The 12554-nt window shown below is 65.9% G+C and carries 10 protein-coding genes and 2 pseudogenes; 6 read left to right on the top strand and 6 right to left on the bottom strand.

Going from position 1 to position 12554, the window contains the following annotated elements; genetic code table 11:
• Positions 1–338: 338 nt before the first annotated feature.
• Together MFF07_RS16350 and MFF07_RS16345 are read left to right on the top strand one after the other, a co-directional pair.
• Complete coding sequence (locus MFF07_RS16350; RefSeq protein ID WP_238232385.1) at positions 339–1805, top strand: tetratricopeptide repeat protein; 1467 nt, start codon at positions 339–341, stop codon at positions 1803–1805.
• 15 nt (positions 1806–1820) lie between these two features.
• Positions 1821–3200 (top strand): hypothetical protein, encoded by a 1380-nt coding sequence (locus tag MFF07_RS16345; protein WP_238232384.1) that lies wholly within the window; start codon positions 1821–1823, stop codon positions 3198–3200.
• A gap of 150 nt (positions 3201–3350) precedes the next feature.
• Here the strand turns inward: MFF07_RS16345 and MFF07_RS16340 are convergent.
• The 3 genes and pseudogenes from MFF07_RS16340 to MFF07_RS16330 all read right to left on the bottom strand — a co-directional run.
• Positions 3351–4066, bottom strand: a pseudogene (locus MFF07_RS16340) (ATP-binding protein); the annotation flags it as partial.
• A gap of 116 nt (positions 4067–4182) precedes the next feature.
• Positions 4183–4431, bottom strand: a pseudogene (locus MFF07_RS22730) (PAS domain S-box protein); the annotation flags it as partial.
• Between the two features lie 99 nt (positions 4432–4530).
• Positions 4531–5451 carry a LysR family transcriptional regulator gene (locus MFF07_RS16330; RefSeq protein ID WP_238232382.1) on the bottom strand — a complete coding sequence of 307 codons (921 nt, stop codon included), beginning with the start codon at positions 5449–5451 and terminating at the stop codon, positions 4531–4533.
• Between the two features lie 121 nt (positions 5452–5572).
• Between MFF07_RS16330 and MFF07_RS16325 the strand changes: the two genes are divergently transcribed.
• Positions 5573–6496: a ring-cleaving dioxygenase gene (locus tag MFF07_RS16325; protein ID WP_238232381.1), complete on the top strand. Its 924-nt coding sequence runs from the start codon at positions 5573–5575 to the stop codon at positions 6494–6496.
• A 57-nt stretch (positions 6497–6553) separates the two neighbouring features.
• Positions 6554–7195: an alpha/beta hydrolase gene (locus tag MFF07_RS16320; RefSeq protein WP_238232380.1), complete on the top strand. Its 642-nt coding sequence runs from the start codon at positions 6554–6556 to the stop codon at positions 7193–7195.
• 22 nt (positions 7196–7217) lie between these two features.
• Here MFF07_RS16320 and MFF07_RS16315 read toward each other — a convergent pair whose 3' ends face one another.
• Positions 7218–7424 carry a DUF2934 domain-containing protein gene (locus MFF07_RS16315; protein WP_147818125.1) on the bottom strand — a complete coding sequence of 69 codons (207 nt, stop codon included), beginning with the start codon at positions 7422–7424 and terminating at the stop codon, positions 7218–7220.
• 32 nt (positions 7425–7456) lie between these two features.
• A complete protein-coding gene (locus tag MFF07_RS16310) occupies positions 7457–8152 on the bottom strand; it encodes a sigma-70 family RNA polymerase sigma factor (protein ID WP_373322380.1) in 696 nt (231 codons plus the stop codon).
• Positions 8153–8579: 427 nt separating this feature from the next.
• Between MFF07_RS16310 and MFF07_RS16305 the strand changes: the two genes are divergently transcribed.
• Positions 8580–9299, top strand: coding sequence for a Crp/Fnr family transcriptional regulator (locus tag MFF07_RS16305; protein ID WP_147818128.1), 720 nt, complete (start codon positions 8580–8582; stop codon positions 9297–9299).
• Positions 9300–9376: 77 nt separating this feature from the next.
• Here MFF07_RS16305 and MFF07_RS16300 read toward each other — a convergent pair whose 3' ends face one another.
• Positions 9377–10882, bottom strand: coding sequence for an exopolysaccharide biosynthesis polyprenyl glycosylphosphotransferase (locus tag MFF07_RS16300; protein WP_147818124.1), 1506 nt, complete (start codon positions 10880–10882; stop codon positions 9377–9379).
• A gap of 450 nt (positions 10883–11332) precedes the next feature.
• On the opposite strand from MFF07_RS16300, the gene MFF07_RS16295 reads away from it, so the two are divergent.
• Positions 11333–12553 (top strand): MFS transporter, encoded by a 1221-nt coding sequence (locus MFF07_RS16295; protein WP_187272588.1) that lies wholly within the window; start codon positions 11333–11335, stop codon positions 12551–12553.
• Position 12554 lies beyond the last annotated feature (1 nt).

Genomic DNA, 12554 nt, shown 5'->3' with positions numbered 1-12554 from the left:
GCTTATAGCCAATATTGATTGGCCATAATTTTATCCGGTTATTTAAGAAATTCGAAGATAGACTAGAAAATTTTCTGAATAAAAGCCTGTTGATCGTCTTGAAATGATTCGTTACGGCATGCCTTTTTTTAGAGCGCCAGATCAACAGCCGGCGTCTCGCTGAGTGCGGCACGCGACTTTGTGCGACTGACGATTTGAAGTCGCGCTGTGAGGACAGCCTCGTCAACCATGATAGAGGACGACCCCAAAAAGCTGCGAGTTGTTGCATCTCTGCTCTCGACGGCAGGACGCAGATCTGGGAGCAGAGAAGTGGGAGATGCAATCTTAACGAGTAAAACATGTGGCGCTTGAATTTGCATGTGCACTCGGTAGCGCTAACGCGTTTTTCGGCCGAGAGATGCTTTAAATTCGACCGTCTTGAGAGAGATGTCAGCGAAGCGCCGCCCATGCCATTTTTGTTTGGACTTGCGGTGAGGAAGTTTTGTTACGCTGCGACGATGCTCCTGCCCGTCGGAACGACTATGTTAGTTATTACTCCAGCACTTGGTTACGACGACAGTGACTGTGTACGACAAGTAGTGGTTCCAGTTGCGGTATACGAGGAGTTTTCAAGCTGGGCTGAAATGGATGCCGCAAGGAAGCGGGCTCTGGACCGAACAAACCAAAGCGCCATTGGGCAGGTCGTCGGCGTTGAAGTAAAGTCGTCGCGTGAAAATCGTGCAGAGATTGTAAACAGTGATGCCGAACAGCGCTTCAAGCAGCTAGAACAGACAAGTTTGGCTGGCTTCGTGCGGGTTAAGATACTTGAGGAAAACCGGAAGACGACGGACTCGGGCGGTTCTTTGTCTATGAAGTCCGAGGTAACGGTTTGCGTGCCAAAATCTCAAGCCGTAAAAAAAGAGGAACAAGAACGCATAGACCGATTGCAGCGGCCGCCGAAGTTAGTCGATCCGACGACGATAGCGTGGTTTGATCCTGTCACGGGGGAGCCCCGAGTCTGGTACTGGCGTGAGGCACAGGTCTACGAGTTCTTTGACAACTCCGGCTTCCACCCGCGAACCGGCGACAAACTTCTGATCGTTGATCGGAAGATCGTCAACGAGTGGCGGCAGACTGTCGATCGTACGAAGCGCGAAGCGGCAGATCGCGTACAACGCGAGGCCGCACAGCGAGAGGCTGAGGCACAGCGTCAGGCTAAAACAGCGCGAGCGGGAGAATTGTGCGACCAGACCGCTGCGGGGCCCTACGACCCTGACCGTCCGAAGACCGTGCCCGGCGTTCCTTGGGATGTCCTGAGGGGCGCCGGAGGCGAAGCAGCCGAGGCTTGTGAGAGCGCTGTTCGACTATATCCCGAGGAGCGACGCTACCGGTTTCAGCTTGCCCGCGCCTACCAAGCATTGGATCCGAAGAAGGCCCTCCCTCTGCTGCAGGTATTGATGCGCCAGAATTATCGGGCAGCTTATGACAACTACGGTTGGGCGCTGCTGGACACCCGGGTTGGCCGCAACGATCTCGCCGGCGCAGTTGCCAGTTTCCGCCAAGGTGCCAACCTTGGCGACCCTGGCGCCATGGTCAGCTTGGCGACGATGATCTCGAAAGGACGTGTCGAAGGCGTCGGTCCTGATGAGGCAATTCGGCTTTTCAAACGGGCTGCGTCCATGGGCCATCGAGATGCCGCCGAGGCAATCGACCGTATGATGGAAGGCCAGCATCAGGCCGAGCAGAAAAGGCTTCAGAATGAGCAGGCGGCGCGCGCGTTCATGGGAATTGTGGGTGGTGCGCTCGGTGGCATCGGTCGGCGCTAAATGGGGATCAATTCGATGAACGCGAAGCGTTTTAGCTTTTGCGGCCTAGTTTCCGCCTTGCTAGTCGGAGCAAATGTGGCGGCACTTGCCCAAACAAGCGAGCCGGTAGGGACTGCTGAAGCAACGGCAGCGCTTAACGGCGGCGCGCACCTGTCCGCAGGAGCGCAACAGGCATCAGTAGAGAAGTGCTGGGCTGATTGGAAGGTGAAAGAGAAGCTTCAGGACGGCAAGAACGAGAAAAAGAACGGCTACTTCGTTTATGTCGCCCACGAGCAGGCTCCAGTGGACGAACCGGTGGGCTCGCGGAACTGGCTGGTGGGCCGCAATGCGGCTTTCAGCTACGCCGAGATCAATGCTCGGAAGGCGCTCGCCGAGGCGATGCGCTCCAATATGCGTTCGAGCCGTTCGGCGGCGGCCAGAACGTTTGGTGGTGATGATGCACCACCTTCATTGAGGCCGGTCGTCGAGCAACTTTCGATAATCGACAAGTCCCTGGTGCTAACAGACAAAGCTCTCGACGCTGAGATTAAGAGATTCGACCCCAAATGGTCGGGTGGTACTGAAGCGCAGCAACGCGCTGCGATAGCAACGGAGCAGTTGCGAATCAACCAGAGCATGGAACGTAGTGCGGAGATGTTCGCCTCTGGCGCCTTTACCGTCGTCCAGTGCGAGGGGCCGAGCCAAGAGGATGGGGGCAAATACCATGTCTTGACTGGCCTTATTTGGACGCCAAAACTTGCTGGGATTGCGGAAACGATTTGGAACTCTACCCTGACGATCCAGCGTGAAGCACCCCAACCTCCCGTTCGACAGCAATTCGAGGCAATCAAGACTGAGAACCCAGATTGGCTTGCTTACACCATGGGTGCGCGCGTTTTCACGGACGAGAACGGTGAACGCGTCGTGGTTGGCTTCGGCGTCGCACCACAGACCAGCCTTATGCCGGCCGATCGCAGCCGGGCAAGCTTATCGGCGATGGCAGCCATTCAGCGATTCGTCAGCGAACGGCTGCTAGCAAATACGAAGGCTCTCGAGGCCTACGAGAAGCGCGGGATGAGTGATAACTCCACCCAGAGCTTCAACCTCGACAAATTTAACGAGGAGGTCAAAGCACAGGCGGCGGACCTGCAGCTGAAGGGGGCCACCGAAATTCTTTCGTGGCGGGGCGAACATCCCTGGTCGAAAGCGAAAATGCAGGTCGTGGCCATTGCCTGGAGCCAACGATGGGCCGTTGATGCTGATGCTGTTGGCCGTACGATGGGAGCGGCAGAGCAGCGCATGAAGCAGCAAGGCGCTGCGCCGCAAGCGCCCACAACGACCGATGGGACCGTCGGCGGCGTGCCGACTGCGGCTCCAGTGAGGGCCGGAACTGGCGTTTCAACATCGGATTTCTGAATACATATATTGCAATGGACAAGCGCCGAAGCTGCCGGAGTATCCATGTTAAAGTGACGTTCGACCAAGTGGATGCCGGTCGGCCGAAAGAAAGCCCGTCGAAACAGATGTTAGAATCACCGGCCCGACGCCATCTGGCCGGATAGGGCTTCAGCCTGACACGATCAGATCCTTGATCCGGGAGGCGAGCGCCTCCATCGGGAAGGGCTTCGTCAGCACCTCGATGCCGGGCTCGAGGTGCCCGTGACCGAGGATCGCGTTCTCGGCGTAGCCGGTGATGAACAGAACCTTGAGGCGGGGGCGCCCGACGCGGGCGGCGTCCGCCATCTGTCGTCCGTTCATGCCGCCCGGCAGTCCGACATCGGTCACCAGCAGGTCGATGCGCACGTCCGATTGCATCACCTTCAGTCCCGCCACGCTGTCGGCCGCCTCGATGGCGGTGTAGCCGAGATCTTCCGGCACCTCGGTGACGCGCATGCGCACCGAGGGCTCGTCGGCGACGATCAGCGCCGTCTCGCCCTGCTCGGCGCGGGCGACCTCCGTCAGCGTCAGCGCCACGTCGCCGCCGTCGGCCTCGCCGTGGTGGCGCGGCAGGTGCAGGCACACGGTCGTGCCGTTGCCGACCTCCGAGGTGACCCGCACCTATCCGCCAGCTTGCTGCGCGAAGCCGTGGATCATCCACAAACCCAGCCCCGTGCCTTGGCCGGTGGGTTTCGTCGTGAAGAAGGGCTCGAACACGCGGGCGACGACCTCCGGCGGCATGCCCGTGCCGGTGTCACTCACGCAGAGGGAGAGATACTCGCCGTCTGGGGTGTCGTGTTGATCGCGGCGGCCCGATCCGACCGGGAGTTCGCGGTCTCGATCGTCTCCAACAGCGTCTGGAACCGCTCCTGGGTCTCCCGGAGGCGCAGGCCGGCCTCGTGCTGGCGGTGCGGTCGCGAACGAGGTTGACGAAGCCCTGGGGCGCTCCGTCCGCGCCGCGCAGGGACGTCACCTCGCCCGACGCCCTGAACTGGAATCCGGCCTTCCGGAGGTGCCAACGCTCGTCGTTCGCCCGGCCCTCCGCAAGAGCCGTACGCATCTCGTAGCCGGCCCGGTCGAGGGCCCGATCCTCGGCGGTGAAGAGGCGTTCGATATGTTCGCCGATGATCTCCTCGCGGTGCCAGCCGAAGATCCGTTCCGCCGCGGCGTTCCAATCCGTCACCACCCCGTCCAGGTCGGTGACGACCACGGCGACATCGATGGCGCTTTCAACGATATGCTGGAGATGGTCGCGTGCGTGCACAGTCCCGTTTAGCGGCTTGGGTGGCGAAACTGAGTAGCGCGGCGGTCACGCCGCGGCCCGCCGCGACCACGGCGCCGTGGAGAACGCGTCCGCCAGAAACGCGATCACCGCCGTGACGCGGGCCGGGCGCGGCTCGCCCGGCGGAGTGACGAGGTGGAGGGCGATCGGGGGTAGGGACCAGCCCGGCAGCGCGCGTTCGAGCCGGCCGGCCTGCAGGTCGTCCCAGATCATGAAATCGGGCTGCACCGCGAGGCCGAGGCCTGCCCGCAGGGCAGAGGCCAGCGCCTCGGCGTTGTTGGCGCGCAGCGGCCCGGCCGGTGCGACCACGGCCTCGGTACCGTCCAGGCCGGTGAAGTGCCAGCGGTCGGGCGTGGGCAGGTAGGCGTAGCCGAGGCAGCACTGGCCGGCGAGGTCGCGCGGATGCTCGGGGCGCCCGTGCCGATCGAGATAGGCCGGCGTCGCTACCAGGGAGCGGCTCACGGCGCAGAGCCGCCGGGCGCGCAGCGAGGAATCGGACAGCGCCGCGATGCGCAGGCCGACGTCGAAGCCGCCGCCGACGAGATCCACCAGGGCGTCGCTCAGATGCAGGTCGATCGCGACTTCGGGAAGCCGGGCGAGGAGGGCCGGCAGCAGCGGCGCCACGTGGAGCACGCCAAAGGACATCGGGGCCGCGAGCCGCACCAGCCCCCGCGGCACCGCCGTCGAGGCCGTGGCCTCGGCCTCCGCGGCCTCGCCCTCGGCCAGGATGCGGGCGGCGCGGTTGCGGGCCGTGCGGCCGGCCTCGGTGAGGGCGAGCCGGCGCGAGGTGCGGTTGAACAGGCGCGCGCCGATCCGCGCTTCGAGCCGGGTCAGGGCCTTCGAGACCGTGCCTTTCGCAACGCCGAGATCCTCCGCCGCCCTGCTGATCGAGCCGGCCTCCGCCACCTTCGCGAAGATGGCCCAGGCCTCGAAATCGGGAAGTTTCATCAGGCAAGACCGGAAACGATGGGTTTCCATCGTTTCTGTTTTCTCGCGAGCCGGCAAGTACCAGATTGTCTCCATCGAAAGACCGACGGCGCTCCGCGGGGCGTCCTCAGGAGACCTCGTCATGTCCGAACACGGCATCCACCACGTCACCGCCTATGCGGGCGCGGCCCAGCGCAACCTCGATTTCTACACCGAGGTTCTCGGCCTGCGGCTCGTGAAGAAGACCGTCAACTTCGACGATCCGGGCACCTATCACCTCTATTACGGCGACGAGACCGGCCGCCCCGGCACGATCCTCACCTTCTTCCCGTTCGACCGTGCGGCCCCCGGCCGGGTCGGCATCGGCGAGACGAGCGAGACGGCGTTTCGCGTGCCCCGTGCCGCGATCGGCTGGTGGACGCACCGCCTCATCGAGAAGGGCGTCGACCACGACGCCCTTGTGCAGGTCTTCGGCGAGCCGGTGCTGCGCTTCCGCGATCCCGACGGGATGGCGTTGGCGCTCGTCGGAATCGACGGCGACGAAGCGGTCTGGAGTGGTGGCGGCGTGCCGGCGGAACATGCGATCCGCGGCTTCCACGGCGTGACGCTGCTGCTCGGCGAGGCCGCGGCGACGGCGACGATCCTCACGGACGTGCTCGGATTCTCCGAGACCGGCCGGGAGGGGTCGAGCCTCCGCTTCGCCAGCGGCACGGCCTACGGCGGCTTCGTGACCCTGCGGGCGGTGGGGGAGTTCCTGCGCGGCCGACCGGGGGCGGGATCGGTCCACCACATCGCCTTCCGGGCTGTGGACGATGCGGCGCAGGCGGCGATGGCGGCGAAGCTCACCGAGAAGCACGGGCTCGTCGTGACCGAGCAGCGCGACCGGCAGTATTTTCGCTCGGTCTACTTCCGCGAGCCCGGCGGCGTGCTGTTCGAGATCGCCACCGACATCCCGGGCTTCACTGTCGACGAACCGGTGGAAGCCCTCGGCAGCGCACTCAAGCTGCCGGCCTTCCTCGAGCCGCAGCGGGCGCGGATCGTGGACGCGCTGCCGAAGGTCGCCTGACAAAGAGCCCTGTCCCACTATCGGGACGGGGCGATCCATCCCTTTCAGGAGGTCGCCATGACGTCCCCCAACAACCTGTCGTTCGTCCACCGCTTCGAGCCGGGTACGGATCCGGCGCAGCCGCCGCTGCTCCTCCTGCACGGCACCGGCGGTGACGAATCCGACCTGCTGCCGCTCGGCCGGTCGCTGGCGCCTGGGGCGGCGCTGCTGTCGCCGCGCGGCCCCGTGCTGGAGAACGGCATGCCGCGCTTCTTCCGGCGGCTGGCGGAGGGCGTGTTCGACGAGGACGATGTGCGCCGCCGGGCCGGGGACCTCGCCGACTTCGTCGCCGAGGCGCGGGCGGCCTACGGCATCGCCGCGCCGCTGGCGGTCGGCTTCTCGAACGGCGCGAACATCGCCGCCGCGATGCTGCTGCTGCGGCCCGAGTCCCTGGCCGGAGCGGTGCTGCTGCGGGCGATGGTGCCGCTGGCCGAGCCGCCCGCGGCCGATCTCGGGGGCAAGCCGGTGCTGATCCTGTCGGGCGCGGCCGATCCGATCGTGCCGGAGGAGAGTGCCCGCCGGCTCGCCGGACAACTCGGCCGAGCCGGTGCCGAGGTCGAGCACGCGGTGCTGCCGGCCGGCCACGGGCTCACACAGTCCGATGTCGCCCGCGCCGAGGCCTGGATGGCGCGGTGGCGCGTGCCGGCGACGGCTGCGTGACCTGAAGGTCCGTCGCGGGGTATCAGCCCCGCGACTGCTTCCGTCCTGTGATTACGGGATCCGTGGATTCGACGGCCGTTGGCTCCTGTCCGGTCCGCTCGGACCGTAGCTCGCGCTCGGCCATCAGCCAGAACGAGATCTCGCAACCCTCGGGGCGGTGGTTGCGGTCCCAGAGTTCGTAGGCGCGGGCGCGGATGTCGGCGTAGGAGATCGCGGGTTCGGGTGGCATCGTCTCGTCGCTCGCTACGCAGGATACGCGGGTCAGGAGATGGCAGAGAGACCGCCGCCGTTCACCACCGACATGGTGACGCGGTCCGCGCCGAGTTCGTGGGCGTCGAAGCCGAGCAGGATCGCGACCTGTTCGCGCGCCCGCCAGACCCGGCTCTTCACCGTGCCGATCTTGCAGTTCATCACCGCGGCCGCCTCCTCATAGGATAGGTTCTCGATGGCGACGAGGACCAGCGCCTGACGCATGACGTCGGGCAGCTTACCGAGCGCGATCGACATGTCCTGCAGGTCGAGGCGACCGGGCTGCTCCGGGATCGAGACCAGCCGCCCGGCCTCGTCGCCCGGGCTCATCGGGACCTCGCGGCTGCGCTTGCGGTAGTCCGAGTAGAAGACGTTGCGCATGATCGTGAACAGCCAAGCGCCGAGATTGGTGTCGGCTGCAAAGCGCGCGCGGCTGCGCCAGGCCTTGAGGAGCGTGTCCTGCACCAGGTCGTCGGCCCGCGCCGCGTCCTTCGTCAGCGAGATCGCGAACCGGCGCAGGTTCGGTACGAGAGACAGGAATTCCTCGTGGAAGGCGCGGGCGTCGCGCTCCTCTTGGGCCGTCAGGGCACGGCCGAGCCGTGCGAGCAGGTCGGCGAAGCGGCCGTCGCTGCGGGCTTCCGTGTCGAGGGGGCCGTAGGTCTGGTCGAGAACGGATGCGAGGTGACGGCGGATGGCCTCCGGCAGCATCGACGGCTCGATCTGCGTGGCCAGCCCCGCCTCCCGTCCGCTTGCGAGAGACGGGTCGAGCGAAATGGTCATCGGAGGGCTTCCTACGAGACGAGAACGCGAAGCGCCGCGAGGAGATCGGCGCCACGGACGAGCTTGATGAAGACGAGTGATCCGGCTGCGTCCGGGGCCGCCGCGGTTGTCTAACCACGCGGCTCCACCAGGCCGGAATGTTCGATCGGTTGCACGTAAGGAATCTTAGGCATCTGCGCGCACCGGAAAAGAAGCCTGGTGGGAACGGTCTGAAATCGTACGTTCGTCGAGGCAGCCGGCTGAAGGTGTGCCTTTGCCCCGCTTGCGTTATCAAGGCCCACCGCCTGCCGGTAAGTTCGGGTACAGGCGGGTGGGAGACGGCACCGTGTTCTTGTCCTCGACGTCGAGCACGGCCTTGCCTCCGCTTCAGCAATCGCAAATCCGCAACCGTCTCCTCCGCCTTCTCGCAACCCAGGATTTCGAGCGCCTGGCACCCGCCTTGGAGCCGGTCTCGCTGTCGTTGCGGCAGATCCTGATCGCGGCGCATGAGCCGATCGCCCACGCCTATTTCATCGAGGAGGGGCTGATCTCGGTCGTGGCCGACACGGCCAACACCGCCGGCGGGCGTATCGAGATCGGCATCGTCGGCTACGAGGGCATGACCGGGCTGCCGCTCGTGCTGGGCACGGACCGCTCACCCCACGTCTCGCTGGTCCAGGCCGAGGGGCGGGCGCTCGCCGTTCCGGCCGCCGCCCTGCATGCCGCCCTCGATGCCAGCCCGGCGTTGCGCGGCGTGCTCGGCCGTTACGTCCAGAGCCTGATCGTGCAGGTTGGGCAGACGGTCTACGCCAATGCCGACCTCACCATCGAGGCGCGGCTGGCCCGCTGGATCGTGATGACGCAGGACCGTCTCGGTCGGGACGAACTGCCGCTCACCCACGAGTTCCTCTCGCTGATGCTCGGCGTGCGCCGCCCCGGCGTGACCACGGCGACGCACATGCTGGAGGGCGGCGGCATGATCCAGGCCCGGCGCGGCCGGATCACGGTGCTCGACAGGGACAAGCTGCTGGAGGTGGCCGGCGACGCCTACGGGTTGGCCGAGGCCGAATACGAGCGGCTTCTCGGGGAGGCGTGAGTTGGCGCGGCCCGGGCGGCGGACGCCCGAAGTCGCGTGGGCGACAGGCGATGAGCCGGGCTCATCGCCTGTCGGGATCAGAAGGCGTTCTTGTAGGCGCGGGGCGAAATCACGGTCTGGACCATGATCTTGAGATCGAGCCAGATCGACCAGTTGTCGATGTAATGAAGGTCGGCCTGGACGCGCTTTTCCATGTCGGCATCGGTCAGGGTCTCGCCGCGGAAGCCGTTGACCTGGGCCCAGCCGGTGATGCCGGGCTTCACGTTGTGGCGGCGGGCATAGAGGGCGATGCGGCGTTCGAAGCTGCGGTCGTGGGCGAGCGCATGCGGACGCGGGCCGACGAGGGACATCTCGCCGGTGATCACGTTGAGCAGTTGCGGCAACTCGTCGATGTTCGTCCGGCGCAGCACGGCGCCGACGCGGGTGATGCGGCTGTCGACGCGGCTCGCCTGGCGGAACACGGCGTTCTTCTCGGTCTTCATGCTGCGGAACTTGAAGACGCCGAAGGCCTGCTGGTTGAAGCCGTAGCGGCGCTGCCGGAAGAAGACCGGGCCGGGGCTGTCCATCTTGATCAGCACGGCCACCGCGGCGAAGAGCGGCGCGAGCAGGACGAGGGCGACGAGCGCCAGCGTCACGTCGAGGCAGCGCTTGATCAGCACTTCGGCCAGCGTCAGCGGGCGGCGGCCGATGTTGAGGCCGTTGAGGCGGCCCACGCGGGCGACCTGTAGGTCGGGGAAGCGGTCGAGCATGGCGCCGGGGCGCAGGTGCAGGGCGGCCGGCACGCGCAGGAAGGCGTCGATGCAGCGCTCGACATCGGCCGTCTCGGCCCACGGCACCAGCACGAAGATGTCGTCGGGCCGCAGGAAGCGCACCACGGAGACGGCGAGATCGAGATCCTCGGCGAGCAGCGCCTGCCGGCTGCCGGCATCCGCCTCCCGCTCCGAACGGCGCAGGTAGCTCGTACCGATGACGCGCAGGCCGAGCGCGTCGGCGTCGTTGTTCTCGTAGAAGCGGGTGATGTCCTCCTCGTAGCCGACGAGGTGGATGCGGCTCACCGAGGCCGAGGTCGGGGTGACGGCGTTGCGGACGAGCCAGACCATGGTGCCGCGCACCGCGAGCACGGTCGGCAGGCCGGCGAGGAAGAACACCAGCGCCACCACGCGGGAGAAGTCGTTGGTGGTCTTGGTGGCGAAGCCGATCAGCAGGGCGACGGCCCAGGCCATCAGCCACAGCGTCGCCGTGCGCTTCAGGTGCTTCCTCTGCGCGAGGTAGTTCTCGATGCTGTATTCCTCGCGCACGAGGTTGGTCAGAAGCACCGTCGCGCCGATCAGGCCGGACAGCTGCAGGCTCAGACTCGACCGAAGCGGCAGGAACTCGCCGGTGAAGCCGTAGAAATACGCGACCTCGATGCCGAGGCCGACGAGGGTGATCGCCAGGAGGTCCGCCAGCGCCAGGGAGGCCGAGATCGAGAAGCGGAACGCCGCCCGTCCGCGACGTGGCAGGAGAGCGGTCCAGACGGCGCGGCGGCGCTCGCCGGCCTTGGGCAGGAGACGGAAGGGTCCGGTGACGCGGTCCTGATACATGTCGCTCGCGCTGTTTCGCGGTGAACCCGGAAAGTGTCCCGGAACGAGACATCGAAGCCTCGTCCGAAGGGATTTGACCGGTTCAGAGCAATCTCCGAGCCCTTACGGGGCCGATCGTTTCGAGCGAGGCGCTTATCCGCGGCCGGGCCCCGTTACGCACGCAACACGACGCCGTCCGCCGTATTCGAGGCGGCGTGACGCGCGATCCCGGCCGGCAATTTCCGGTCGAAAGATTGTATTCATGGTTAACCTAGGATGGTGCTGCACGGCGAGAGCCGACTGCGCATGCACACAGCCGAAAAATACGTAGATTTGTACCCGCGCGGTCGGGATTGGGTGATATTCGCGCAATCGTATCGAGGGATGTCGGCGCATCCGCTCTGCTCTTGACGGCCGGACCGGGGAGAGCGACGTCCCCGAAACCCGATGGCGAGAGAGACGGACCCGACCATGCCGCTTCAGGTCAAGGCCGGCGGCGGTCCGGCCCAGTTCCCACCCGCTGCTGCGCCGACCTATGCGATCCTGTTCGGCCTCTCGCTCTCGCACCTTCTCAACGACACCATCCAATCGCTCCTGCCGGCGATCTACCCGCTGCTGAAGGTGAGCTTCGCCCTCGATTTCGGGCAGATCGGCCTGATCCAGATGGTGTTCCAGGTCACGGCCTCGGTGCTGCAGCCCGTGGTGGGCCTCTATACCGACAGGCGGGCGCTGCCGTTTTCACTCGCCGCCGGCATGACCGTGTCGCTGGCGGGGCTGGTGCTGCTCTCGCTGGCGCCGGTCTACGGCGTGCTGCTCGCCGCGGCCGGGCTGGTGGGCCTCGGCTCCGCGATCTTCCACCCCGAGGCGAGCCGGGTCGCGCGGATGGCATCGGGCGGGCGCTACGGCCTCGCGCAATCCGTCTTCCAGGTCGGCGGCAACACCGGGACGGCGCTCGGGCCGCTGCTCGCCGCCTTCATCGTCGTCCCGAACGGCCAGGGCAGCGTCGCGTGGTTCTCGCTCGCCGCATTGGCGGGGATGGTGGTGCTGACGATCGTCGGGCGCTGGTACGCGGAGCGCCTGCGCGCGGCGCCGCGCACGCCCCGCAAGACGCCGTCGGTCTCCGGCGGAGGTCTGAGCCGCACCCGGATCGTCGCAACGATCGCGATCCTGCTGGCGCTGATCTTCTCCAAATACTTCTACATGGCGAGCTTCTCGTCCTACTACACGTTCTATTTGATCCACCGCTTCGGGGTCGGAATCGCGCAGTCGCAGGTCTACCTGTTCGTCTTCCTCGGCTCGGTGGCGGCCGGTACCATCCTCGGCGGGCCGATCGGCGACCGTTTCGGGCGCAAGCCGGTGATCTGGGGCTCGATCCTCGGCGTGCTGCCCTTCACCCTGGCGCTGCCTTACGCCAACCTGTTCTGGACGGTGGCGTTGACGGTCCCGATCGGACTGATCCTCGCCTCGGCGATGCCGGCGATCCTGGTCTACGCGCAGGAATTGCTGCCCGGCCGGATCGGGCTCGTCGGCGGACTATTCTTCGGCTTCGCCTTCGGCATGGGCGGCATCGGGGCGGCGGTTCTCGGCGAACTCGCCGACCATACCAGCATCGAGCATGTCTACGCGCTCTGCGCCTACCTGCCCCTGATCGGCCTGTTCGCGGCCTTCCTGCCGCGGAACCGGGCGGGCTAAG

Origin of the sequence: Methylobacterium thuringiense, assembly GCF_022179645.1 — a bacterium.
GTDB classification, from domain to species: Bacteria; Pseudomonadota; Alphaproteobacteria; order Rhizobiales; family Beijerinckiaceae; genus Methylobacterium; species Methylobacterium thuringiense.
The sequence above is the reverse complement of the archived record's forward strand: the minus strand, read 5'-3'. Positions and strand labels throughout refer to the sequence as shown.